We start from the raw sequence: 24,817 nt of genomic DNA, 5'->3' as shown, positions 1-24,817 counted from the left end.
AGCCGATGGAAGCGCTCGAGCTGCAGCAGACCTACCAGGACCTCACCACCGCGCACGTCGCCGACGCGGCCCTGCGCCTCGGCGTCCCGCTCCGGTGCGCGCCCGCGACCGTCCGGCCGCTCTGGGACGGCGTCCACCTGGTCGGACGCGCCCGGCCCGCCCGCCACTACGGCAGCGTCGACGTCTTCCTCGAAGCCCTCGAACGAGCCGCGCCCGGTGAGGTCCTCGTCGTCGACAACGCCGGCCGCGCCGACGAGTCCTGCGTCGGCGACCTCATGGCCCTCGAAGCCCGCCAGGCCGGCCTGGGCGGCATCGTGATCTGGGGCCTGCACCGCGACACCGCCGAACTGCGCGCCATCGGCCTGCCCGTGTTCAGCCAAGGCGCCCTCCCCGCCGGGCCGCAGCGGCTCGATCCTCAAGAGCCCGAAGCGCTCACCTCGGCGAGAGTCGGCGAACACCTGGTCACCGCCGACGATGTGGTCCTCGCCGACGACGACGGCGTCCTGTTCGTCCCGCTCGCCCGCGCCGCCGACCTCGCCGCCGCGGCGGCCGCGATCCGCGACACCGAACGCCGCCAGGCCGCCCGCATGCGCCTGGGCACCGGACTCCGGGCCCAGGTCGCCTTCGCGGACTACCTCGCCGCACGCGACCTCCACGGCGCGACCTTCCGGCAGCACCTGCGCGCGATCGGCGGCGCCATCGAGGAGTGAGGCCCCCGAGGCGTCGCCCGGGTACGCGGCGGGACGTAGCGGGATATCAGCATTCGAGCGCATGCGCCCGATCCCGCGGCGGTCGAGGATCGAAGGAGCAACACTCTCCGACCGAACAGGATGATCCGATGTCACGCACGCGCCTCTCCCGCAGAGTCCTCCTCTCCTCCGCCGCCGCAGCCGCGCTCGCGGCGGGCCTCCCGTCCGCGGCCCAAGGCGCCGACGACCCGGTCGTCGCCTGGATCGACCGCCGGTCGCGGGCGATCGACACCACCGACCCGGCCGCCGGACTCGACGACCTGGAGCCGCTGCGGCGCGTCGTCGGCGCCGCGCCGGTCGTGGGCCTCGGCGAGTGGAGCCACGGCTCGCGCGAGCAGTTCCGCATCAAGCACCGCATGGTGCGGTTCCTGGTGGAGCGCATGGGGTTCCGCACCATCGCGTTCGAACAGGACTTCGCCCACGGCATCGAGATCGACCGGTACGTCCGCGGCGGCGACGGCGACGCGGCCGCACTCGTGCGCGGCATGTCCTCGCCTCTGTGGGCCACGCAGGAGATCGTGGACCTCATCGAATGGATGCGCGCCCGCAACGACGCACACCCCCACCGGAAGGTCCGGTTCTTCGGCGCCGACCTGCTCAGCCTGCGCGAGTCGAGCTTCACGGCCATGACCGCATACGTCGAGGCCGCCGCCCCCGACTGCCTGGACGAACTCACCGCGCACCTCGACCCGATCCGGCCCACCCGGCCGAACCAGATCCAGTGGTACCTCGGCCTCGACGAGGAGACGCAGCAGTCCATGATCGCCGACGCCAAGGCCGCGCTCGCACTCATCGAGGAGCTGCCGTCCGAAGTGGATGCACAGGAACGCGAATACGCCGAGCAGCACGCCCGCGCCGTGATCGGCTGGCACGAGTACTACGCGGTCGACCCGGGACTCCCCCGCGACGTGCGCGAGGTGTTCATCGCCGACGCGATCCAGTGGTGGCAGCGGGTGGAAGGCGGCCGGACCGCCTACTGGGCGGCCAACATCCACACCAGCGCCGCGGCCTCGACCACGTACGCGACGCCCGCCGAGACGACGACGTTCCGGTACGCCGGAGGGCACCTGCGGCATCGGATGGGGCGCGCGTACCGCTCGATCGGCACGGTCTTCGGCGAAGGCGTCGTCAACGCCCAGTACTTCCCGGTCGTCGAAGTCCCGGTCGGGCCGCCTCCGGAGGGCCTCCTCGACGCGACCCTGGGCAGGGCGAAGCGGGAGCACTACCTGCTCGACCTGCACGCCGACGCGCCCGAGCCGGTGCGCCGGTGGCGCGAAGGGCCGGTGACGACCCGGATGATCCACCCCGACCTCGAAGCGGGGCAGGACGGCGCGCAGTACGTCATGTCCACCGACCCGCTGATCGGGACGTTCGACGCGATCGCCTACCTCGCCGCCACCGGTCCGAGCACCCTGCTCGACTGAACCGCGGGGTGAGGCCGCCGGGGCCTATGCCGACCGGTCGGGCCGGGAGGCCGCGGGCTGCTATGCGGAACCGACGGAGGCGTGTTTGGATCAGAGCGTGTCAGATGAGGAGATCCTCACGGAACGGCTCCGTGAAGCAGGTTATGCCGCAATGAGAGTGGAGCAGGCCGTCGGCGGAGTGGTCGCGGTCGCCGGGCTGGTCACGCTTCAAGACGGCTCGCAGGTCTTCGCCAAGACGCTGCCCGGTCCGGCCCTGGACGTGTTCGTCGTCGAAGCCGCCGGCCTCGCAGCGCTTCGCGATGTCGGCGGCTCGAACACTCCCGACGTCCTGCACGCCTCCGAACGGCTGCTCGTGCTCGAGAAGATGGAGCCGCGCCGCGACGACGAGGACTTCTGGGAGCGGCTCGCGCACATGGTGGCCGCGCTGCACACGTCGACCGCCGGCGACCGGTTCGGGTGGCACCGCGACGGCCGGCTCGGCCGGCTGCGCCAGGACAACACCTGGGACCGGAACGGCCACAGGTTCTTCGCCGAACGGCGCGTCCTGCGCTGGCTGACCGAGCCGCCGGTCGAGGCGGCATTCGACCGTGAGGAGCGCCGGGCGCTCGAACGGCTGTGCGCCGCCCTGCCGGACCTCATCCCGCCGCAGCCGCCGTGCCTGACCCATGGCGACCTCTGGCGGGAGAACATCGTCGCCACCGGTGACGGCGACCCGGTGCTGATCGACCCGGCCGTGTCCTACTGCTGGCCCGAGGCCGACCTCAGCATGCTGTGGAGCTCGCCGCGCCCGCCCGCCTCCGAGCGGTTCTTCGCCGTGTACCGGGAGATCGCGGGTCTCCACGACGGCTGGGAGGAGCGGATGCCGATCCTGCATCTCCGGGAGCTGCTCAGCATCATCGCCCATGATGACGACGACTGGGGCGCAGCGGAAGCCGTCCGGACCGTCATCGCGCCGTTCAAGCGCCGCAGCGAGAGCTGACGGCCGAGGGCGGGCGTGCCCGCGGACGATCGGTCGGCCCGGCATCGTCCTCTTCAGACGGTCGGGCTGGCGCTCAGCGCGTCGAACCGCGTCGGCCGACCGTGCAGCGGGGTCGAACGCCCTGTCCCGATTCGTCCGGGACAGGAGGCGCCGCATCGATTCGCGGCGGGAACTCGTCTGACTTCTGAGAGGCGCTGTCTCGAGCACCCTCCGAAGAAGTGGAGAATCCGATGCGCAAACGAATCGCCGCCGTCCTGCTCGCCCTCGCCGCCGCGGCGGCGCTCACCTTCGCGTCCGCCGCGCCCGCCGCCGCGGGCAACACCTGGCCGGGTTCCGGCTCGATCGGCACGCACAGCGAAGTGGGCTGCTGCTGACGGTCCGCGAGCAACCGCGGAGCGGCCGGAGCGCGGCATGCGGCGCACCCCGCTGCCGCGCCGCCGGCGCGTCCCGGCCCCGGCCCGCGCCGGGGCCGGGACTTCACGCCCGACAGCGGATGACAGGACCGTCGGGGGAAGCGACCGCCGCTCGATCAGTCGGTCATCGCCTTCATCGGCGCACGCAAGGCGACGGCTTCGCGGACGAGGCCGTGCAGCGCCGCGGTGAACGCATCGTCGATGTGGGGTCCGAGCACGTCGGCAAATGCGGCGACGTCGGCCGCGGCCACCGCCGCGCCGAAGTGCTCGTCGGCGCCGCACCATCCCCGGTCCTCGTTCCAGTCCCGGACCAGCCGCGGCAGCGCGGCGTATCCGTCCGCCGGAGCCGCTTCCAGGACCTCCTCGATCGCCCAGTCCAACCGGATCCGGTCCACGTCCACAATGGAGAGCGACCCTCCCCGCTCGTACCAGAACCGGTACCGGCCCATGCACAAGCGTCCGCAACTGCACGCGGGATCGAGGAACGCCGCGACCGACACGACCTCGACGATCCGTTCGGCGACCCGGCCGTCCACGAACGCGGTCCATCGTTCCTCCACGGTCGCACCATAACGCGCCGGCGCACACCGCGCCGCTACGCGACCGGGAGGAAGACGCGCATCGCGGAGCCGCCGCGCTGGGCCCACCGGTGGTAGGGCACGAGCCGCACCTCCTGCGGCGGGAAGTCCCAGCCGGAGCGCTGCGGACGGGCCCGGAACGGGACGCCGCCTTCGGCGACGTCCGGCGCGGTGCGGGCGGTCATGCGGACGACGGCACCGTCGCCTTCGGCGCGCGGCGCCGCCCGGGTGTCGATGCGGAGCCGGTCGATCGGCAGGTCGTCCGGGAGGTCGACGGTCTCGGCGCACAGCACCACCGGCCCGCGTTCGACCGCGACGCATCCGCGTACGGCGTCGATGCGCTCGTCCGGCCAGGTCAGGCGCGGCCCCATCGGCAGTTCGAGGACGACGGCGGCGCCGGGTGCGAGCACGCCCCGCACCGATGCCCAGCCGGGCTCGGCGGCGCGCCGGCCGTGCGGGCCGGTCACGGCCGCGCCGGCGGCCCAGTCCGGGATGCGCAGGCGCAGTTCGACTTCGCGGTCGGGCGCCTCGAGCACTTCGATGCGGACGGTGCCTTCGAGCGGGTAGGTCGTGTCGACCCGCAGGGCGAGCGGTCCGCCGTCGAGCTCGACGCGGATCTGGCCGGGCGCGTACTGGAGGAGGGTGAGGGCGTCCCCGTCGACCGCGGCCGCGTACGCCTGCCAGGAGGCGAGCGTGCGGGCCAGGTTCGTCGGGCAGCAGGAGACGTCGAACCACGGGGCCCGGACGCCGCCTTCGGCGCGCGGGTTGACCTCGCCGGGCTTGACGTCGGCCGCCGCGGTCCGCTGGTGGAGCGGGTTGGCGTAGAAGAAGGAGCGGCCGTCCTCGCTCGGCGACGCGGCGATGACGTTGTAGAAGGTGCGTTCCATGAGGTCGGCGTACTCGACGCGGCCGGTGGCGAGGTAGAGCCGCCAGGAGACCATGTTCGAGGCGATGCCGGCGCAGGTCTCGCAGTAGGCGCGGTCCGGGGGCAGCTCCCAGTCCTCGCCGAAGCCCTCGTCCTGGTGGCGCGAGCCCATGCCGCCGGTCAGGTAGGTGCGCCGCTCGACGGTCCGGGCCCATTGGCGTTCGAGGGCCCGGAGGAGGTCGGTCCATCCGGTGTCGACGGCGACGTCGACGGCGCCGGCGGCGAGGTACAGGGCGCGGACGGCGTGGCCGCGCCAGGCGTCGGCCTCGATCACCGGGACGTCGTCCTGGAAGTAGGAGGCGTCCAGCAGCGCGACGGGTTCGAGCGTGCCGTGGCCGCGGCGTTCGACGAACCGGCGCGCCTGTTCGAGGTAGCGCGGCTCGCCGAGCGCGCGGCCGAACTCGGCGAGGCCGACCTCGATCTCGGGGTGGCCGCAGATGCCTTGGCGCCCTTCGGCTCCGAATTCGCGGCACACGTGGTCGGCGGCGCGGCGGGCCACGTCGACGAGCTTGTCCTCGCCGGTGGTGCGCACTCGGGCGACGGCCGCCTGGAGCAGGTGGCCGGTGCAGTACAGCTCGTGCCCCGAGGAGAGGTCCGAGTACCGGTCGGCCTGTCCGGGGTGCCCGTAGCAGGTGTTGAGGTAGCCGTCGTCGTCCTGGGCCGCCGCGATCCGGTCGGTGAGCGCCTCGAGGGTCTCGTTCGCCCAGGCGTCGCCGGTGCGGCCGTGCTCCCACGCGAGCGCTTCGACGAGCTTGTAGATCTCCGAGTCGGAGAACTGCCAGCCCGGCCGCGGCCCGGCGGTGTCGCCGTCGGCCGTGCGGTCGAAGTTCGCGATCCAGCCGAGGCGCTCCATCCACTCCAGGCAGTGGCGCAGGGTCGCGGTCGAGTTCGTCTCCTGGAGGCCGCCCCAGAACCCGCCGGCGAGGCGGTATTCATCGAGTGCGATGCCGCGCAGGCGGTTCGCGGTCGGGGCGACGGGCAGGGACCTGGTGGTGGTGCCGGGCTTCAAGGTTCAGTCCTTCACGGCCCCGGCGGTCACGCCGGCGGCCACATAGCGCTGGGCGACGACCAGGAGGATCGCCGCGGGGAGGGAGGCGATGACGGCGGTGGCCATGATCGCGTTCCACTGGGTCGTGTTGTTGCCGATGTACTGGTAGATGCCGAGGGTGATGGGGATGTACTCCCCGGAGCGGCTGAGCGTGGACGCGAAGATGAAGTCCGACCAGGCCCACAGGAACGCGAACAGCGCCACCGTCAGGGTCGAGTTGCGGCACAGCGGCAGGACGACCTTGGTGAAGGTCCCCCATGCGCTCGCGCCGTCCATGCGGGCGGCGTGCACGAGTTCGCGCGGGATGCCCGCCATGAACGTCGAGTACAGCAGGACCGCGAACGGGACCGCCACGGTCGAGTCGGCCACGATCAGGCCCCACACCGAGTTGAGCAGGCCGAGCCGCACGTAGATCGCGTAGAAGCCCATGGCCATGACCACGGCCGGGATCATCTGGGCCACCAGCAGCAGGAAGTTCAGCGACCTGCCGCCCTTGAGGTTCAGGATCGCCAGCGCGTACGCGGCGGGCGCGGCGATCGCGACGGTGAGGGCGACGCAGCCGAGTCCGATGCCGAGGCTGGTGCCGAGCGAGGGGAGCTGCTGCGAGAACGCCGCGGTGTAGCCCTCGAAGGTCGGGTCGGCGGGGAACCAGCTCGGCGAGCTGCGGCGCAGGTCGCTGGCGTCGGTGAGCGAGACGTTCACCATCCAGTAGACCGGGAAGAGCATGACGGCGGTGAAGACGACGCCGAGGGCGGTCTTCCACCATGGACGGTCGGTCATGACTTCTCCCAGGAGCGCTGCATCCGCACGTGGATGAATCCGAAGACGAGGGCGATGACGATGAGCAGGTTGCCGATGGCGGCGGCCGGCGAGAAGTCCGGCTGGCCGGTGCCGAACGCCTCCCGGTAGGACCAGACCGCCAGGGTCAGCGAGGCGTTGCCGGGGCCGCCGGTGGTCATGATCCAGATGACGTCGACGACCTTGAGCGTGTAGATGAATCCGAGGAGCAGCGTGATCGCCGAGACCGGCCGCAGGAGCGGGAAGGTGATGCGCCAGAACTGCTGTCGCGGGCTCGCGCCGTCGAGGGCGGCGGCCTCGTAGACCTCGCCGGGGATCTGCTGGAGTCCGGCGTGGAGGATCACGAGGTTGAACGGGATGCCGAGCCAGATGTTCGCGATGATGACGGCGGTCAGCGCGGTGTCGGGCGAGGTGAGCCAGTTGATCTGCTCGCCGCCGAAGGCCTGGACGACCGAGTTGACGATGCCGTGGTCGGAGTTGAGCATCCACGCCCACGTGGAGGACGAGACGATCAGCGGCAGGAGCCACGGCACCAGGAACAGGGCGCGCAGGACGGCGGAGAGGCGGAAGTTCGCGTGGAAGAACCGCGCGAGTCCCAGGCCGATCGCGTACTGGAAGGCGATGGAGACCAGGGTGAACAGGGCGGTGTTGACCAGGGCGGTGGGGAAGGCGTTCGCGGTGAACACTTCGGCGTACTTCTCGAAGCCGACGAACGCGGGGTCGCCGAGGACGAAGGAGCGCACGGTGTAGTCGTGGAGACTCAGTTCGATGTTGCGCCACAGCGGGTAGGCGTAGAACACCGCGAGGTAGGCGAGGAGCGGTGCGGCGAAGCCGATCGCGGTCCAGGTGCTCGCCGAGCCGGGCGCCCGCTTGCGGGCGCGCCGTTCGGGAGCCGGTGCGGCGGGCCGGGGGCCCGCCGCACCGTCGGACGCACGGCCGGTCCGGTGGACCGAGGTCGTGGTCATGGTGAGTGTGCTCCGATCAGCCGAGCGCGGCTTCGGCGTCGGCCTGGGCCTGGGCGAGCGCGTCGGCGGGGGTCGCGGATCCCGAGAGCGCGTTCTGGACCGCGGTCCACAGTGCCTCGGAGATCTTCGGGTAGTCGGTGCCGAGGTTGTCGCTGGTGCGGCCCTTGGCTTCGCGGACGGCGGCGACCCACGGTTCGAGTTCGGGCTCGGCCGTCAGCAGCGCGTCCTGGCCTTCGGCGGTCGGCGGGATGTAGTAGGCGAAGGTGGTCGCGGTCTCGACGAAGCCCTCGGGGGTGGTCATGCACTCCACGATCTGGCGGGTCACGTCGTACCGGTCGGTGTCGGACTGGGCGGGGGCGACGATGAACTCGCCGCCGGTGGGTGCGGGCGCGGCGCCGCCGTTCATGGCCGGGATCTGGACGAGCCCGGTCGCGAACTCGGCTTCGGCGGCGCTGTTGACCTGCCAGGTGCCGTTGACGGCGAAGGCGAACTCGCCGGTGAGGAACTCCTCCCAGGTGGTGTTCTGGGAGTTGGTGAGGACCGAGTTGGGGGCGTAGCCGGCGTCGAGCCAGCCCTTCCACAGCTCCAGGGCCGCGACGGCTTCGGGCGAGTCGAGGTCGCGCAGGTCGGCGCCGGCGCCCCAGAACCAGGGCAGGAACTGGAAGGAGCCTTCTTCGGTGCCGATGGCGGCGAAGGTGATCCCCTGGTCGCCGTTACCGGTAACTTGGGCGAGCGCCGAGGTCAGGGAGTCCCAGTCGGTGATCGAGGCGGGGTCCACGCCGGCGGCGGCGAGGATGTCGGCGTTGTAGTAGATCGCCAGCGTGTTGGCGCCGATCGGGATGCCGTACGCCTGGTCGTCCACGACGCCGGCGGCGAGCAGGTTCTCGTCGACGCCCGAGACGTCGAGGCCGAGTTCGTCGACGGTGGTGAGCATCTCGGTGTCGGCCAGTGTGGACACCGCGGGGTTGTCGAGCAGGATGATGTCCGGGCTGGTGCCCTCCTGGGCGGCCAGCAGGGCGCGGTTGGTCAGGTCGGTGGTGTCGGACGCGGTGCGCTCGATGGTCACCCCGGCCTCCTCCCCGCAGGCGTTGACGCGCTCGGCCCACGCGGAGCTCTCGTCGTGCTGGGGGTAGGGGTCCCACCAGGTGTAGGTGTCGGCGTCTCCGCCGCTGCCGCTGCCGCCCCCGGAGGAGCAGGCGGCGACGACGGCCAGGGCGGCGGCCGCGGCGAGGGCCCCGGCCGACCTGGCGAGGGGCAGGGATCGGTACTTCATGGTTGTTCCTCCTTGAACGGTTCCCGGTCGGCGGCGTCGCCTGCCGGGGTGAGGGGCGGTGCTCGGCACGGGCGTCACCGCGCGGGCGGCGGGGCCGTGGAGCCCCGGTCGACCAGTTCCGGTGCGACGAAGCGGACGACGTGGGGGGCGTCGTCGGTGAGTTCCTTCTCGATGCGGCGCACGAGCTGCCGGACGGCCATGCGGCCGAGCCGGTCGGGGGCGCTCTCGATCGAGGAGAACGGGAGCGAGAAGGTCCGGGCGAACTCGTCGGAGTAGCGGCCGATGACCGAGAGGTCGGCGGGGGCGGTGAGGCGCCGCTCGTGCATCACGGTGGGCAGGGCCGCGGCGGCGGCTTCGTTGTTGAGCAGCAGGCCGGTCGTCTCGGGGTGGGCGTCGAGCAGGGCGTGCAGGTCGCGTCCGATGTCGGGTTGCGAGGACGAGCCGTGGACGACGCGCAGGTGGACGCCGCGGACGGCGGCGGTTTCGAGCGCGGCGTTCTGGAGGCGCCAGACGTAGGCGCCGCCGCGTTCGATGACGTGCTCCGGCTGGGAGACCAGGAGCAGTTCGCGGTGGCCCAGGCCGGCGAGGTGCTCGACCATGGCGCGGCCGGCCTCCTCGAAGTCGAGGTCGAACACGTCGACGCCGGTGCAGTCGCCGGGGAGGCCCACGAGCGCGCCGGGCTGCGGCGCGGCGCGCAGGACGGGGAGGCGCTCGTCGTGCTCGGCGACGTTGAGGAGCACGACGCCGTCGACCATGCGGGAGTCGGTGAGGCGCTTGAGCGCCGCGGGTCCGTCGGGGTCGGAGCTGAGGAGGATGTCGTATCCCAGGTCGCGGGCGGTGTTCGCGACGCCCTGGATGTACTGGAGCATCGCGGGGGCGAACTCGTCGGGCAGGAACTGGGCGAGCAGGCCGATGACCATGGCGCGCGAGGTGGCCAGGGCGCGGGCGCCGGCGTTCGGGGTGTAGCCCAGTTCGGCCGCGACCTCGGCGACCCGCCGGCGTACCTCGTCGGACACGGACCGCTTGCCGCTCAACGCGTACGACGCCGTGGACCGGGCGACGCCCGCGGCGCGGGCGACATCGCCGATGTTGACCATCGAAGCTCCTCATGTGTCCATCGTCATTCGAACCGGTTCGAAGCATAGCCCTCGCGTTTTGAGAATGCAACCGGGGCCTTGGAGAGATCTGCCAGCACAAGAGCCGTATATATCGAAGGACTTGCATCGAACGAAGTTCGAAACTAGCCTCTGCGGAACAGAGAACCGTCGAACCGGTTCGAACCCTCAATGAGGAGACGACATGCACCTTCCCTTGAAACGGACGGTCGCGCGGGCCTGCGCGGTCGTGCTGATCGTCGGGGCCGCGGTGGCCGGGGCCGCCGTCCCGGCCAGTGCCGCGGGCCTGACCCTGACCGTCGACGTCGGCCAGGTCGTGCGGCCGGCGACCCAGGTCGCCTCGGGCGGCCTCTACGGCGTCGGCTCGGACGGCCAGCCGACCACGGCGATGCTCCTGCCGCTCAACCCCACCAGCTTCACCCAGCCCGCCCCCGGCACCACCCACCTCGGCAACGGCGCGACCGAGCCGTGCTGCGACTCCCTCGACGTCGCGAACAACATCACCCGGGCCGGCGCCCAGCAGTTCATCCGCATGCCGGACATCTACCCGACGTTCCCCTACGACTGGCAGGGCTGGACCGACTGGGAGACCAAGGTCCGCACCATGGTCAACGAGCGCCTGGCCGCGACCGGCACGACGAACATCCACGGCTGGGAGCTGTGGAACGAGCCCGACTGGACCTGGGACACCGCCGAGGCCGGCTCGTTCAACGACGGTTGGACGCGCACCTACCGGCTGGTGGACTCGCTCGATCCGGTCACGCCGATCGTCGGCCCGAGCTGGTCGTGGTACGACCACGACCGCATGCTGTCGTTCATGACGCACGCCAAGAGCACGAACACCGTTCCGGACGTGATCGTCTGGCACGAGCTCGGGAACATGGACTGGGACAACTTCGACGACCATGTCGCCGACTACCGGGCGATCGAGCGCTCCCTGGGCATCTCGCCGCGGCCGATCGCGATCAACGAGTACAACAGCTTCGACCAGATGGACATCCCGAGCGTGGCCCTGCACTGGATGGCCGTGCTGGAGCGCCACGGCGCCCGCGAGGCCCACCGCGCGTACTGGTTCGAGGCCGGCACCTTCGACGGCCTGTTCACCCTCCAGAACCAGCCGACCGCCTCGTACTGGCTCTACCGCTGGTACGGCGCGATGACCGGCAACATCGTCAAGACCACGCCGCACTCCTGGCTCGACGGCGTCGCCTCCTACGACTCCACCCTCCGCCGCGTGAGCGTCGTCTTCGGCGGCGACTGGGGCGACAACACCGTGCGCGTCAACGGCCTCGGCGCCCTCGGCACCAGCGTCAAGGTCGAGGTCCTGTACACGCCCGGCTCCGGCCGCCACACCGCGGTCACCGCGCCGACCCTCGTCTCCAGCACCACGATGACGACCAGCGGCGGCTCGATCTCGGTCCCGGTGGCCGGCATGAACGCCGAGGGCGCCTACCAGCTCGTCGTCACGCCCGCGGGCGGCCCGACCAGCACTTGGCAGCAGGTGTACGAGGCCGAGAACAACACCGTCGTCAACGCCCAGACCCGCTCCTCGTCCAGCGCGTCGAACGGCTTCTACGTCGGCGGCATCGACAACGACACCGACATGCGCTCGGACTCCTTCGTCGACTTCACCGTCAACGTTCCGACCGCGCGCAGCTACACGATGACGATCCGGTACGCCAACGGGACGGGAGCCGCCTCGACCCACGGCCTCGCCTACAACGGCGGGGCCTGGTCGACGGTCTCCTATCCGCCGACCGCCGGCTGGGGCCAGTTCGGCACGGTCACGGTCACCGTCACCCTCAAGGCCGGGTACAACGTGATCCGCCTGGCCAAGGGTTCGCCGAACTTCGCCGGCGGCACCGGCTACGCCTACCCCGCCCCCTCCGGGCTCGCGTCACCCGGGGGGGGGCCGCCCCGTGGCTCGGGCCGGCCCCCGCCGCTGCCGGTCGTCGTGGCGCGGTTCAGGGCCTCCGCAGCTCCGCGACCCGGCGTTCGAGGAACCGGTGTTCGGCGGGCGAACGCACCAGGGCCAGCGCGCGGTCGTACTCGGCGCGGGCCTCCTCGGCGCGGTCGAGCCGGCGCAGGAGGTCGGCGCGCACGGCGGGCAGATAGTGGTAGCCGGCGAGGTCGATGCCGTCCAGGATCCCCAGGGCGCCTTCGAGGTCGCCCGCTTCGGCGATGGCGGCGGCCCGGTTGAGCTCGACCACCGGGGAGCCGGTGAGCCGGGCCAGCTCGCCGTAGCGGGCGGCGATCCGCGGCCAGTCCGGGACGTCGGCCAGGTGCAGCGCGGCGATCTCGGCCTGGAGGACGTACGGGCCGGCGCCGGGACGCCGGGCGCGGTCGAGGGCGGCGCGGCCGGCCGCGATCCGGTCGGTGTTCCACAGTGAACGGTCCTGGTCGGCGAGGAGGACGACCTCGCCGTCGCGGAACCGGGCCGCGCGGCGGCCGTCGCCCAGCAGCATGAGCGCCAGCAGGCCGTGGACCTCGGCCTCGTCGGGCATGAGGTCGGCCAGGGCGCGGCCCAGCCGGATCGCGTCGCCGGCGAAGCCGCCGTCCCCGCGGTCGTACCCCTGGTTGAAGATCAGGTACACGACCGCGAGCACCGCCGCGAGCCGGTCGGGCAGCAGATGCGCGGCGGGCACGCGGAAGGGGATGCCGGCCTCCCGGATCTTGCGCTTGGCGCGGACGAGCCGCTTCGCCATGGTCGCCTCGGGGACGACGAACCCGCGGGCGATCTCGGCGGTGGTCAGGCCGCCGAGCGTGCGCAGCGTGAGCGCGACCTGGGCTTCGAGCGCGAGCGCCGGGTGGCAGCAGGTGAAGACGAGTTCGAGCCGCTCGTCCGGGATCGCCGTCGCGTCCATGGTGTCCTCCTCCGCCGGCCCGGGGACCGCGAGCAGCGGGAGCTTGGCCGCGAGCGTGCGGTCGCGGCGGATGCGGTCGACCGCGCGGTTGCGGGCGGTGGTCAGCAGCCAGGCCCGGGGGCTGCGCGGCTCGCCGTCGCGGGCCCAGCGTTCGGCGGCGATCGCGAACGCCTCCTGGGCGGCCTCCTCGGCGAGGTCGAAGTCGCCGAGGAAACCGACCAGGTTGGCCAGGATCCCGCCCCACTCGTCGCGGAACACCTGCTCGAGCACGGCTAGCCCCCGACGAGCGGGCGCACCTCGACCGCGCCGCCCATGCGGGCCGCGGGGATGCGCGAGGCGAGTTCGATGGCCGCGTCGAGGTCGTCGGCCTCGTAGACGAGCGTCCCGCCGAGCGCTTCCTTGACGGTGACGAACGGCCCGTCGGTGATCAGCGCGGCGCCGTCCTGGACGCGGACGGTCGTGGCCGTCTCGGGCGAGCCCATCCACGGGCCGGGGGTGACGCCGGGGGTGTCGTTGATCGCCTGGTAGCCCGCGGCGACCTCCTGCCGCTCCTCGTCGGTCAGCGCGTCCCACTCGGTGTCCCCGTGGTGGATCAGCAGCATGTACTTCATGGTCTCCTCCTCTGCCGGATTGTCACATGGGAGACGAACGGGACCGGGCGTACAGGACACCCGCGGCCGGGAGATCCGGCGCCTACCGCCGTCAGGCGGCGGCGCCGAACCCGCGCTCCCGCGCATCGGCGCGCCACGGCCGCAGCAGCTCCTTCCAGTCTCCCGGCCAGTTCGCCAGCGCGAGCATCGCCATGACCACCAGGTGCGCGGACACCGCGATGTTGTCGACGGCCGCCATGTGGTTGACGATGTGCGTGGTCACCGCGCCGGTGAGCAGCAGGACCATCGCCGCCGAGGCGAGGAACCTCGACCGCCGGCGCGGGATCACCAGCAGCACCGCGCACCCGAGCTCGACGGCGCCGACGACGATCGCGAACCAGGCCGGATAGCCCCATGCGACGAACCGGTCCCCGTAGTCGGGGCCGACGAAGGTAGGGCCCTGCCAGAACTTGGTGGCGGCGCCGAGCAGGAACTCGGCCGCCAGGGCCCAGTACAGAACGGTGAGCGGCCACCGGGGCCGCGATCGAGTCGCCATGTGGTCTCCTCTGAAGGTCTCGTCTTGCGGATGTCGCAGTGGAGACGAACGGAGGCGGCCCGGAAGGACACCGGCCCGGCATCGGAAGGACCGCACCCGCACCCACGAGTGCGGGGCGGGTGCGGCGGTCCCATGCGGCCGGGCGCTCAGGCGCGGCGGTTCAGGGCCGCGAACGCCGCCGCCGCGGCGGCCGCGAGTGCCGCGCAGATCCACAGTGCACCGTCGGTGCCGATGGCGTCCACCAGGGTCGCGACGATCGGGATGCCCGCGGCGGTGCCGATGTAGCGCATGGTGTTGTTCACGCCCGAGCCCATCCCGCCGCGGTCGGCCGGGACGCTGTCGATGCTCAAGCGGGTCAGCGCGGGGTTGACGGCGCCGTAACCCGCCCCGGCGACGAGGAGCGCCGGGACCGCGTGCCACCAGGACCAGCCGTCGACCAGCCCCACCAGCAGCGCCGAACCGGCGCCCGCGACGACCAGCGCGGCCACCAGGAGACCCCCGGCGGAGAGCCTGATCCGCTTGACCTGCAACGAGACCGCGAACGCCGAGACCGACCAGATCGTGACCACCACGGCCGTCGCCACCGGCCCCACGGTCCGCTCGTGCTGGAGCACCGTCGGCAGATAGCTCATCATGCTGATGACCGCGACGCCCGTGACCAGCGCGCCGAGCGAGGCCACCAGGAACGCCGGACGCGCGAACAGCGCTGGGTCGAGCATCGGCTCGCGGCCGCGCAGTTCGACGAGGACGAACGCGGCCGTGAACCCGGCCGCGGCGGCGAGGAGCGCGATGACCACCGGGTCCGACCAGTCCTGGCGGCCGAGCGTCAGCCCCGACATGAGTGCGGCGACGCCGAGTCCCAGGGTGACCGTCCCGGCCGCGTCGGCCCGGCGCGGGCGCTCGGCCCGCGACTCGGGGAGGATCGCGGGGGCGGCCAGGGCCAGGCCCGCCGCGGACGCCGCGTACAGCCAGTACGGGCCGTTCCAGCCCAGGGCGGCGTCGAGGAGGGCGGCGAGGATCGCGCCCGCGCCGACGCCGAGGCCCATCATCGCGCCGTAGAGGGAGGTGGCCCGGCGCCGTTCGGCGGCGCCGGTGAAGATCGCGCCGGTGATGCCCAGGCTCGAGGTCAGCAGCGCGGCGCTGGCCGCGCCCTGGACCACGCGCGCGGCGGCGAAGACGACCGTGTTCGGGGCCAGCGCCGCGAGCAGGACGGCGGCGGCGAAGAGCCAGGCGCCGATGACGAGGACCTTGCGGCGGCCGTGGTTGTCGGCGAGGCTGCCGGAGGTGAGCAGCGGGACGGCCAGTCCGAGGGAGACGGCGTTGATGATCCAGGTCTGACCGGTGGCGCCGGCGTCGAAGTGCGCGGCGGTCTGCGGGGCGAGGATCAGGGGCGTCGAGTAGTTGAGGATCACCAGCAGCGGGGCGGCGCAGAGGACGGCCAGAGCGGCGCCGGTCCCGGCCCGGGGCCGGGCGAGTGTCGTCGTCATGGGGGACTCCTAGGTTCGTTCATTGAACCATCGGAGCGTAGCAGTGTTGGTTCAGTCATTGAACCGGGGTAGGATGCGGGCATGGCACTCGGCAAGGACTACGTCGGACAGGACTGCTCGCTCTCGCGCGCGCTCGAGCTGCTCGGCGAGCGGTGGACCCTGCTGGTGGTGCAGAACGCGCTCTACGGGGTGCGGCGCTTCAGCGACTTCCAAGTCCGCCTTGACATCCCGAAGGCGGTCCTCTCCGACCGCCTGGGCCGCTTGACCGCGGGCGGGGTGCTGGAGAAGCGCCAGTACCAGCCGTCGCCGCCGCGGTACGAGTACCTGCTCACCGACGCCGGGGTCGAGCTGTGGCCGGTGGTGTACACCCTCAGCGTCTGGAGCCACCGCCACATCGGCGGCGAGCCGCCGCGGCTGTTCCGCCACGCCGAGTGCGGCAGCGGGCTGCTGCCGACGAGCGACTGCCCCGAATGCGGGCCGGTCCCCCCGGGCGACGTCGAGATGTACCCCGGTCCCGGTCCCAAGCGCAGCGACCCGGTCAGCCAGGCCATGAACCGCCCGCGCCGGCTCCTCGAACCGGTCGTCCCGCTCTCGGGCTGACGGGCGGCCCGTCAGCCCGAGTAGCGTGCCGGCTCCGCCGCGGCCGGCCGGCGGCCCTGGCGGTCGCCCGCCTCCGGACCCGAAGGCGGGCGACCGGGTTCAACAGCCGATCCGCTCGGGGCCGAAGGCGACGTCGTCGTACCAGACGGTGTCGGCGTCGTTGCCGTAGCTCTCCCAGCCGAGCCGGAGGTCGGCGAGGTCGGGGTTCCAGGAGGGCTTGGAGAGCCACTGCGCGTCCACGTCGTGGGTCGGGACGCCGTCGACGGTGAGCCCCTCGACCGCTCGGCCGTCGACCCAGGTGGCGAGTTCGCCGCCGGCGATCCGGTACTCGACGCAGATCCAGGTGCCGACCGGGAAGGGCTCGCTGAGGGCGACGCCGGCGGGGCTCTGGGCGGGCAGGGTCGCGTCGTCGGACTCGCGGTTCCACTGGAGCATCGCGTTCTGGCCGCCCAGGCGCAGGTCGGTGCCGGCGTCGTTGCGGTCGTGCATGGCGATCATGGTGGTGTGGGTCGCGGGCTGCGGAGTGGTGTGCCGCATGTAGACGCGGAACCATTCGGCGTCCGCGGGCAGGTCGCGGCCGACGAAGACGTGGTTGCAGTAGGTGGCGCCGCCGTCGACGCGGATGGAGCGGTCGCCGCCGTTCGCCACCGAACTGTCCACTGTAGCCGTACCGGTGCCGGTGCAGTCCTGGGCGCCGACGGTCCATTCGCCGCCGGGGACGGTGCCGGTCTGGTCCTCGAAGCCGTCGCAGACCGCCCCGGCCGGGCAGTCGCCGGGCGGGTCGGTCGGGTCGTCCGTCGGGTCGTCCGTCGGGTCGTCCGTCGGGTCGTCCGTCGGGTCTTCGCTCGGCGTGTCGGTGGGGTCCTCCATCGGGCCGCAGTCGACGCCGTTGAGCTTGAACGTCGCGGGCGGGGCGCCCGAGCCGGAGACGACGAGCCCGAACAGCTCCCGGGTCTGCCCGGCCGCGACGGCCGCGTTCCAGCCGACGTCGGAGCCGGTGAAGGCGGTGCCGGACTGGCTCCAATCGACGTTCCAGGCGCTCTGGACCTGCGCGCCCGGCTTGAGGTGGAACTCGATCGTCCAGCCGTTCACGGCGCCGTCCTCGGCGGTGAGCGAGACGGCGGCCTGGTGGCCGCCGCCCCAGTCGCTGACGACCCGGTAGTCGAGCGCTTGGCAGCCGACGGCGTGCGCCGGGCCCGCCGCGACGGTCGCGATCGCTCCGGCGGCGACCGCCGCTGACAAGGCGACGGCCGCGGCGAGGCGCCGCGGCCGGGTCGGTATGGAAGCCATGCAGGTTCTCCTCTGCTCGGAATCCGCATCACCCAACCCGCCGCGGACGGACAATCTATCGATATTAATAAATATCATGATTCGGCAGTCCGTGGGAGCGCGCCAACGTTTCCGCGCCGATCCAGGGGGCCTCGAGCGAGCCGGGCCCGGCCCCCGGCGGACCGTCATAGGATCGAGCCATGACCGCGCAGCAGGACTTCGACGAGCTGTTCGACCGCGTGACCGTGCCGCGCCGGCGAGCGGACGCCGCCCGACTCCTGCAGATCATGCAGGAGGTCACCGGAGAAGAACCGGCGCTCTGGCCCGGGAGCATCATCGGGTTCGGCACCTACCACTACCGCTACGCGACCGGCCGCGAAGGCGACACGGTCAAGGTCGGCTTCGCCCCGCGCGCCTCGGCGCTGGTCCTGTACGGACTCATCCGGCGCTACGGCACCGGCACAGAGGACTTCGAGCACCGGGACCTGTTCGAGCGCCTCGGCACCTACTCGACCGGCAAGGGCTGCTTGTACATCAAGTACCTCGACGACGTCGACCTCGATGTCCTGAAGACGCTCGTCCGGCTCGCCCACGACGCGGACTGACCGGACTCCGCACACCCGAATCCGCAGGATCCGCCGTCGCGCATCCGCATTCGACCCGCCGCTGATCGGCGGCACCGCGTCCGCCGGCGTGCGCGGCGCCCGCTTCCGGGACCCCTCCCGCGCCCTCCGGGTTACACATGAGCGCGACGCCGAGAACCGAAGGGAGGCGGTCACGTGGGCATGCTCAGCGAAGGCCAGGCGATCGGCGACCACTACGAGGTCGAGCGCTTCCTCGGGCAGGGCGCCTTCGCCGAGGTCTACCGCGTCCGGCACCGGTTCCTCGGCCGCCAGGCCATGAAGGTCTTCAAGCACGTCGGCAGCCGCGAGGCCACGGAGGAGCTGCTCGGCGAGGCGATCCTCCTGTCGAGGATCGGGCACCCGAACATCGTGCGGGTCTTCAACGCGGACATCGTCGAGACCGACGCCGGCCGGTTCGGGTTCTTCACGATGGAGTACGTCCCCGGCGGGAACCTCGACGACTTCTGGCACGCCCACGGCGACCGGTTCACCCGCATCGGCGACGCGGTCGAGATCCTCCGGCAGATCTGCGACGGCCTCGCGGTCGCGCACGGAGAGCGCCCGCCGATCGTCCACCGCGACCTCACCCCGCAGAACATCCTCATCGGCTACCACCACGACGAGCTGCGGGTGCGCATCAGCGACTTCGGCCTCGCCAAGCGCACGGACCTCCTGACCGGGCTGGCGAGCGCCAAGGGCACGATCGCGTTCAAAGCCCCTGAGGCCCTGCGCTACCGGAAGGGCGACTCGCCCGCGGGCGACGTGTGGGCGGTCGGCGTCATCGCCTACCTCATGCTCACCGACACGCTGCCGTTCCACGACACGAGCTCCCCCGTCGCGTTCTTCGGCACCCCGCGCCGCGAGCCCCCGCCCTCGCCGCAACTGCTCAACCCCGAGGTCGACGACGAGCTGGCGGACATCGTCCTCGGCGCCCTGGAACCGAACCCGAGCCGCCGCATCCCCGACGCCGCCCGCCTGGGCGAGCGACTCCGGCACTGGCCCAACGGAAACGCGAGGTAGTCCCCCGCATGGTCACATCCAAACCCCTGTCGACCGACGCGGTCAAGAGCGAACTGGACCGCGTCCTCGGATCGCTCTCCGGCCGCTCCCTCTACCGCGGCAACGTCTTCCGGATCACCGGCCTGCCCGGGGACGCCTCACCGCGCCAGGTGCGCCGCGGCCGGGAGGAGCGCCTGAACCCGTACTTCGAACCGCCGGCCGGCGCCGACGCGGCGCCCCTGCCGCCCTCCGCCGACCCCGACGAACTCCACCACGCCTTCGAAGGGCTGCGCGACCCGCTCCTGCGCCTCACCCACGAACTGCTGTGGCTGCGCCCCGACGCCGACGCCGGCGACCCGCACAACGTCGCCGTGCGGACGCACTGCGCCGCAATGGAAGCAGAAGAGGCGGGCGACCACTTCGAGACGATGTGGACCGACGCGCTCCGCGCCTGGGCGGCGGTCCTGGACGCGGAGGCGACCTGGACGTGGGCCAAGGCGAGGGTGCGTGCGATCGACGATCCGCGCCTGACGCTGGCCGCCGTCCGGGCGCTGCGCGAACGCCTCCCCGAGCACCTCCTCGGCGTCAGCCTCGCCCTCGCGGCGAGCGCCGCCGCCGACCGCCGCACCGCGGCGGCCGAGCGCCACATGCGCGTGCTGAACGAGTCGCCGTTCGGGAAGGACCTGGTGCGCAAGGCCGCGAGGAACGCGGTCCACGGCCCCGAGACCCGCATCAAGACCGCCTGCGAGACCGCGAAGGAGGCGTCCGACTCGCAGGGCCTCAAAGCGGCCCGGACCCTCCTGCTCGAGACGGCCGAGCCGATCCGGGTCGTCGAGGCTTTGATGGGCTTCGACGACCCGCTCAACCGCGCCTGCCGCGAGGAGGTCGCGAAGACCGCCAACCGCTGCGCCGTCGGCTACTTCAACCAGCGGCGCAAAGGCACCGGCATCGCACGCGTCCTCCAGGTGGCGCGCAAGGTCGCCGTCGCCAAGGCCACGATCGAGCTCATCGACGAGAACCTCGCGGTCGTCGAGAGCGAACCGCTGATCCGCGAGGTCCAGCCGCTCCTCGACCGCGGCAGGATCGACGCGGCCGCCGCGCGACTGCGGGCCTGGCACCGGTTGACCACCGACCCGGACCGCGAAGCGGCCCTGAAGAAGATCCTCGACGACCCCCGGCGCCTGGCCTCCAAGCCCTACAACAGCAATCCCGGCTGCATCTTCTTCATCGGCGCGCACCAGTACGGCAACCGGGACGAGCGGTCCGAGCCCGGATCGTCGGTCCAGACCCACATCGCGACCCTGTACCTGACCTTCCTGTGGATCCCGCTGGTGCCGTTGAGCGCCCACCTGGTCGGCCACGACCCCGCCACATGGGAGCGGGTCTTCGGAGGGCGCGTCCCCCTCAGCGAGGCCGCCCGGATCTACCGCGTGGTCGCACTGGTCGGGCTGCCGGCCCTGCTCACCGCCATGATCGCGGGCGCGCTGCCGGGCGTCTACGTGGGCGCCGTGGCCGCCTCGATCGCGACCGTATGCCTGGTGCTGCGCCGCGAGTACCTCCGCTCCTGGGCCAAGAAACGAGAGGAAGCAGCGTGACCGCGAACGTGAACGGGATCGGCGCCCGGCTGCGGCAGCGCCGCTTCCCGGCCGAATTCCGCATCGGGCCGCCCGTCCCGGCGGCGGCACCCGAACCGGAGCCGGCGGCCGCCGCACCACCGGAGCCGGTCCCGGACCCGGCCGGCCTCACCGACCGGGCCGTGGCCGACATCGTCACCGAGCTGTGGCGCACGAGCCGCAAGATCGGCGACCGGGGCGGCACCGCCGAGGTTCCCCGTTCGCAGCGGCAGGCGGGCCGCCACCTCGACGCCGCCTGGGACCGGTTGCAGGAGGCCGGCATCGAGGCGCAAGGGCACGACGGCATGCGGTTCGACGCCGGACTCGACCTGGACGTCCTGACCTATCAGGACGACCCGAACGTCCTCGAACAGCAAGTCCTCGAAACGATCCGGCCGTCCGTGTACCGCGACGGCCGGCGCATCCAGACCGGGCAAGTGATCGTGGCAATACCGAGCAAGGAGGCCGCACATGGCGACGCAGCGTGAAACCGTCGACTTCGGGATCGACCTGGGCACCACCAACAGCGCGATCGCGAAGGCCGAAGGGGCCGACGCGGTCGTCATCCGCAACAACCGCCAGCGGGAGTTCACGCCCTCGGCGGTCTACATGAGCGCATCGGGCAACGTCCACGTCGGCGACGCCGCCCGAGCCCGGGTGGAGGCCGACCCCGACAACGCCTGCGCCGAGTTCAAGCTGCGCATGGGCGAGCGCGGCGAGCACATGCGGTTCAAGGCCTCCGGTCGCTCGATGACACCCGAGGACCTCTCGGCCGAAGTCCTCAAGTCGCTGCGCGGCAACGTGACGGCCGGGACCGGCGAGTCCATCGAGGCCGCCGTCATCACCGTCCCCGCCGCGTTCTCGCTCGACCAGTGCGACGCCACCAGCCGGGCCGCCGCCCTCGCCGGGCTCGAGTTCGCGCCGCTGCTGCAGGAGCCGACCGCGGCGGCCTGGGCCTACAGCGTCCGGGATGCGCCGTCCAAGGCGTTCTGGCTCGTCTACGACTTCGGCGGCGGCACCTTCGACGCCGCGGTGGTGAAGATCGAGGACGGCGAGTTCACGGTCGTCAACCACGCGGGCGACAACTTCCTGGGCGGCAAGCGGGCCGACTGGGCGCTGGTGGAGGAGATCCTGATCCCCAAGGCCGAACGGGAGTACGGCCTGCGGAACCTGTCCCGGGACAACCGCCGCGCGGCGGGCAACATCGCGAAGCTCAAGGCCGCGGCCGAGAACGCCAAGATCGAACTGTCGCAATCGGAGGCGACGGACGTCCTGGTCGACCTGCGCCGCGAGGACGGCGAACTCGTCGACTTCCACCACGAGCTCACCCGGGCCGACGTCGAAGCCGTCACGCGCCCGCTGGTCGAGACCTCGATCGCGCTGTGCCGCCGCGCGCTCGCCGAGAGCCGCACCAAGGCCGGCGACATCGAACGCGTCCTCCTCGTCGGCGGCATGTCCCAGTCACCCGTGCTGCGGGAGATGCTCGCCGATCCGACCGAGGGCCTCGGCATCCCGCTCGACCACTCCCTCGACCCGGTCACGGTCGTCGCCCGCGGGGCGGCCATCTTCGCGGGCACGCAGCGGATCCCCAGGTCGCTCAAATCCAAGCCGACAGCGGCCCCCGGGACGGCGGCCCTCGAGCTGGAGTACGCGGCGGTCGGCCAGGACACCGACCCGCTCGTGGGCGGCCGCGCACGGGACGACGCCGTCCAGGACTGGACGGGCTGCACCGTCGAGTTCGCCAACCGGGAGTCGAAGCCGCCGTGGACCAGCGGCACCGTCGCGCTGCGCCCCGACGGCGGCTTCACCCTGCGGCTGCGCGCCGAGGAGAACACCAAGAACACGTTCGCGATCGTGCTGCGCGACCGGCATGGCACGCCCGTGGCGACCGATCCGACGAGCCTGACCTACCGCCACACGGGCCTCATCGGGGCGGCCCCGACCCTGAGCCACTCCATCGGCATCGGCCTCTCCGACAACTCGATCGAGACGGTGCTGGCCAAGGGCACCGAGCTGCCCGCGCGCAAGCGGACCGTCACGTTCACCACCGTGGCCGTGAACAAGCACGCCGGGACCGGCCTCATCCGGGTGCCCCTGGTGTCCGGGGAGCACCCGCGGGTCGACCGCAACACCGTCATCGGCCGGCTCGAACTGCGGCCCGCCGAGGTCAGGCGCGACGTCCCGGCCGGCAGCGAGGTCGAGGTGACCGTCAGCATCGACACCAGCTTCCGGGCCACCGCCGAGGCGTACGTGCCGATCCTCGACGAGGAGATCGAGATCGACGTCGACCTCGCCAGGTCGACCGCGCCCGGCCTCGCCGATCTGCGCGCCGACCGCGCCGAACTCGAGCACCGCTACGACGACCTGCGCGAGCGCGCCTCCGAGGTCGACGCGCCCGAGGCCCGTGCGCTGCTGGACCGGTTCGACTCGCAGGACACCCTGTCCGAAGTGGATCGACTGCTGCGGCAGGCCGAGATCGACCCCGACGCCACCGCGACCTGCCTGGTGCGGCTGCGTGAGGCCCAGACCGTCCTCGACGGGGTCGAGGAGCACCTGGAGCTCCCGCAGATCATCGAGGAGGCCAAGGAGTCGCTGAGCATGGCCAAGGAGATCGTCCAGCAGGCCGGGCAGGCCGAGCACCGCGCCGACCTGCGCCGGGCCGAGGCGGAACTGGACGCGGCCGTCGAGGAGCGCGACCAGGCGCTCATCCGCAGGCAGACCGACGAGCTCCGGACGATCGCCGTGCGCGTGCTCGACGAGAGCGGACGGCTCCCGGTGGTGGTCTTCGCGTCCTTGGAGCACGACCTGGCCGACCACCCGAGCCCGCAGGTGCAGCGCCTGCTCGCCGAAGGCCGCCGCTCGATCAACGACGGCACCGTCCACCAGCTGGCGGCCGTGAACGCGAAGCTGCGCTCCCACCTGCCCGACGAGGGCTCCGGACTCGACCTCGAGGGCCAGGCCAGCACCGTCCGCGGGGGTGACCGGCGATGAGCACCGGGACCGCGAACCGCCATGCCGCCCGATCGGCCCTCGCCGAGGCGACCGGGCTCGCCCGGGCCGGGCGCTACGACGACGCCCGCCGCGCCCTCGCCGGGCTCGGAGAGGACGTCGCCGCGCTCGACCTGCTCGCCCGCATCCACGCGCAGCAGGGCGACCTCGCCGCCGCCGACGCGTGCTGGGCCCGCGTCCAGGCGCTCGACGGCGACCACGCCGGCGCGCGGGAGGGCCGCCGCCGCATCCACCGGATCTGGTCCGGCTCCCGCGGGCGCACGGCCCGGGGCGTCGGTCTCGGAGTGGCCGTGCTGCTCGTGGCGGGTGCCGGAGCGGTGGCCGGCGAAGCGCTCGTGCCGGCGCCGCCGGAGCCGTCGAGCGACCAGGACGTCGCCGCCGAACTCGACCGGCTCGCCGACGAACTCGACGCCCTGCGGTCCCCCGCCGAACCGGAGGCGACTCCGAGCGAGAACCCCGAGGCGGCACTGAGCACCGTCCAAGCGGCGCTGGAAGACCCCCGCTGGACCACCGGGATCGACGGCGCCGGCGTCACGGTCACCTTCGACGAGGCGATCTTCCCCGACGGCGGGACCGACCTGCCCGAATCCGCGCAGGACGTGCTCGCCGACGCCGCCGCGCGCATCGCCGGACTCGAAGGCGCCCGGGTCACCGTCGTCGGGCACACCAACGACATCCCCACCGGCGAGGGCAGCCGATACGCCGACAACACCGAACTCGGCCTGGCCCGCGCCCTGGCCGCCGCGGAGTCCCTCGCCGCCCAAGGCGCGCTCCCGCTCGACGAGATCGCCATCGCGACCAGCGGCGACGACGACCCGCCCTACCCCAACACCACCGACGCCGACCGCCGCCGAAACCAGACGGCGACCCTCCTGATCACCTTCTGACCCGCTCGGACGCGGAGCACTCGACCGGCGCCGCGCCTCCGCGTCCGAGCACG

General features: G+C 72.4%; 22 protein-coding genes and 1 pseudogene. 12 read left to right on the top strand and 11 right to left on the bottom strand.

Translation table 11 applies throughout. From position 1 onward, the window contains the following. Positions 1 to 5 precede the first annotated feature (5 nt). The 4 genes from GFD30_RS08245 to GFD30_RS08230 all read left to right on the top strand — a co-directional run bounded on the left by GFD30_RS08245 (position 6) and on the right by GFD30_RS08230 (position 3,526). Positions 6 to 710 carry an RraA family protein gene (locus GFD30_RS08245; protein WP_153024712.1) on the top strand — a complete coding sequence of 235 codons (705 nt, stop codon included), beginning with the start codon at positions 6 to 8 and terminating at the stop codon, positions 708 to 710. Positions 711 to 838: 128 nt separating this feature from the next. Then, positions 839 to 2,173 (top strand): erythromycin esterase family protein, encoded by a 1,335-nt coding sequence (locus GFD30_RS08240; protein WP_153024711.1) that lies wholly within the window; start codon positions 839 to 841, stop codon positions 2,171 to 2,173. Positions 2,174 to 2,324: 151 nt separating this feature from the next. Further along, positions 2,325 to 3,152, top strand: a complete 828-nt coding sequence (locus GFD30_RS08235; protein ID WP_153024710.1) for a fructosamine kinase family protein — start codon at positions 2,325 to 2,327, stop codon at positions 3,150 to 3,152. A gap of 230 nt (positions 3,153 to 3,382) precedes the next feature. After that, a complete protein-coding gene (locus GFD30_RS08230; RefSeq protein ID WP_153024709.1) occupies positions 3,383 to 3,526 on the top strand; it encodes a hypothetical protein in 144 nt (47 codons plus the stop codon). A gap of 155 nt (positions 3,527 to 3,681) precedes the next feature. Here GFD30_RS08230 and GFD30_RS08225 read toward each other — a convergent pair whose 3' ends face one another. The 6 genes from GFD30_RS08225 to GFD30_RS08200 all read right to left on the bottom strand — a co-directional run bounded on the left by GFD30_RS08225 (position 3,682) and on the right by GFD30_RS08200 (position 10,249). Beyond that, the gene (locus tag GFD30_RS08225; RefSeq protein WP_153024708.1) at positions 3,682 to 4,125 is read right to left on the bottom strand and encodes a hypothetical protein; all 444 of its coding nucleotides are present in this window, start codon (positions 4,123 to 4,125) and stop codon (positions 3,682 to 3,684) included. A 35-nt stretch (positions 4,126 to 4,160) separates the two neighbouring features. Further along, a complete protein-coding gene (locus tag GFD30_RS08220) occupies positions 4,161 to 6,077 on the bottom strand; it encodes a glycoside hydrolase family 127 protein (protein ID WP_227995952.1) in 1,917 nt (638 codons plus the stop codon). Positions 6,078 to 6,080: 3 nt separating this feature from the next. Further along, positions 6,081 to 6,896, bottom strand: coding sequence for a carbohydrate ABC transporter permease (locus GFD30_RS08215; protein WP_153024707.1), 816 nt, complete (start codon positions 6,894 to 6,896; stop codon positions 6,081 to 6,083). Then, a complete protein-coding gene (locus tag GFD30_RS08210; RefSeq protein ID WP_153024706.1) occupies positions 6,893 to 7,879 on the bottom strand; it encodes a carbohydrate ABC transporter permease in 987 nt (328 codons plus the stop codon). Before GFD30_RS08210 ends, GFD30_RS08215 begins: the two co-directional genes overlap by 4 nt. 16 nt (positions 7,880 to 7,895) lie before the next feature. Next, on the bottom strand, positions 7,896 to 9,152 hold the full coding sequence (locus GFD30_RS08205) for a sugar ABC transporter substrate-binding protein (RefSeq protein WP_153024705.1): 1,257 nt from the start codon (positions 9,150 to 9,152) through the stop codon (positions 7,896 to 7,898). 74 nt (positions 9,153 to 9,226) lie between these two features. Next, positions 9,227 to 10,249 (bottom strand): LacI family DNA-binding transcriptional regulator, encoded by a 1,023-nt coding sequence (locus tag GFD30_RS08200; RefSeq protein ID WP_153024704.1) that lies wholly within the window; start codon positions 10,247 to 10,249, stop codon positions 9,227 to 9,229. Positions 10,250 to 10,451: 202 nt separating this feature from the next. Between GFD30_RS08200 and GFD30_RS27825 the strand changes: the two are divergent. Then, positions 10,452 to 12,089, top strand: a pseudogene (locus tag GFD30_RS27825) (CBM35 domain-containing protein); the annotation flags it as partial. Between the two features lie 142 nt (positions 12,090 to 12,231). On the opposite strand, the gene GFD30_RS08190 reads toward GFD30_RS27825, so the two are convergent. The 4 genes from GFD30_RS08190 to GFD30_RS08175 form a co-directional block, all read right to left on the bottom strand. After that, entirely contained in the window at positions 12,232 to 13,401 is a 1,170-nt protein-coding gene (locus GFD30_RS08190; protein WP_322633065.1) for an RNA polymerase sigma factor, read from the bottom strand. A gap of 2 nt (positions 13,402 to 13,403) precedes the next feature. After that, positions 13,404 to 13,742 (bottom strand): YciI family protein, encoded by a 339-nt coding sequence (locus GFD30_RS08185; protein ID WP_153024703.1) that lies wholly within the window; start codon positions 13,740 to 13,742, stop codon positions 13,404 to 13,406. Positions 13,743 to 13,833: 91 nt separating this feature from the next. Then, positions 13,834 to 14,277 carry a DoxX family protein gene (locus GFD30_RS08180; RefSeq protein ID WP_153024702.1) on the bottom strand — a complete coding sequence of 148 codons (444 nt, stop codon included), beginning with the start codon at positions 14,275 to 14,277 and terminating at the stop codon, positions 13,834 to 13,836. Positions 14,278 to 14,423: 146 nt separating this feature from the next. After that, entirely contained in the window at positions 14,424 to 15,764 is a 1,341-nt protein-coding gene (locus GFD30_RS08175; RefSeq protein WP_153024701.1) for an MFS transporter, read from the bottom strand. An 81-nt stretch (positions 15,765 to 15,845) separates the two neighbouring features. On the opposite strand from GFD30_RS08175, the gene GFD30_RS08170 reads away from it, so the two are divergent. Continuing rightward, the gene (locus GFD30_RS08170) at positions 15,846 to 16,364 is read left to right on the top strand and encodes a winged helix-turn-helix transcriptional regulator (RefSeq protein WP_153024700.1); all 519 of its coding nucleotides are present in this window, start codon (positions 15,846 to 15,848) and stop codon (positions 16,362 to 16,364) included. Positions 16,365 to 16,463: 99 nt separating this feature from the next. On the opposite strand, the gene GFD30_RS08165 is transcribed toward GFD30_RS08170, so the two are convergent. Then, positions 16,464 to 17,654, bottom strand: a complete 1,191-nt coding sequence (locus GFD30_RS08165) for a cellulose binding domain-containing protein (protein ID WP_153024699.1) — start codon at positions 17,652 to 17,654, stop codon at positions 16,464 to 16,466. A gap of 179 nt (positions 17,655 to 17,833) precedes the next feature. On the opposite strand from GFD30_RS08165, the gene GFD30_RS08160 reads away from it, so the two are divergent. The 6 genes from GFD30_RS08160 (at position 17,834) to GFD30_RS08135 (ending at position 24,764) form a co-directional block, all read left to right on the top strand. After that, a complete protein-coding gene (locus GFD30_RS08160) occupies positions 17,834 to 18,238 on the top strand; it encodes a DUF1801 domain-containing protein (protein ID WP_153024698.1) in 405 nt (134 codons plus the stop codon). Between the two features lie 180 nt (positions 18,239 to 18,418). After that, positions 18,419 to 19,276, top strand: a complete 858-nt coding sequence (locus GFD30_RS08155) for a serine/threonine-protein kinase (protein ID WP_153024788.1) — start codon at positions 18,419 to 18,421, stop codon at positions 19,274 to 19,276. A gap of 8 nt (positions 19,277 to 19,284) precedes the next feature. Continuing rightward, positions 19,285 to 20,850, top strand: a complete 1,566-nt coding sequence (locus GFD30_RS08150; protein ID WP_153024697.1) for a hypothetical protein — start codon at positions 19,285 to 19,287, stop codon at positions 20,848 to 20,850. Next, positions 20,847 to 21,356, top strand: coding sequence for a hypothetical protein (locus tag GFD30_RS08145; RefSeq protein WP_153024696.1), 510 nt, complete (start codon positions 20,847 to 20,849; stop codon positions 21,354 to 21,356). The genes GFD30_RS08150 and GFD30_RS08145 overlap by 4 nt, the downstream gene beginning before the upstream one ends. Next, entirely contained in the window at positions 21,340 to 23,859 is a 2,520-nt protein-coding gene (locus GFD30_RS08140) for an Hsp70 family protein (RefSeq protein WP_153024695.1), read from the top strand. The genes GFD30_RS08145 and GFD30_RS08140 overlap by 17 nt, the downstream gene beginning before the upstream one ends. Further along, entirely contained in the window at positions 23,856 to 24,764 is a 909-nt protein-coding gene (locus tag GFD30_RS08135) for an OmpA family protein (protein ID WP_153024694.1), read from the top strand. Before GFD30_RS08140 ends, GFD30_RS08135 begins: the two co-directional genes overlap by 4 nt. Positions 24,765 to 24,817 lie beyond the last annotated feature (53 nt).

It is taken from the genome of Glycomyces albidus, from assembly GCF_009451885.1.
Classification (GTDB): domain Bacteria; phylum Actinomycetota; class Actinomycetes; order Mycobacteriales; family Micromonosporaceae; genus Glycomyces; species Glycomyces albidus.
The sequence above is the reverse complement of the archived record's forward strand: the minus strand, read 5'-3'. Positions and strand labels throughout refer to the sequence as shown.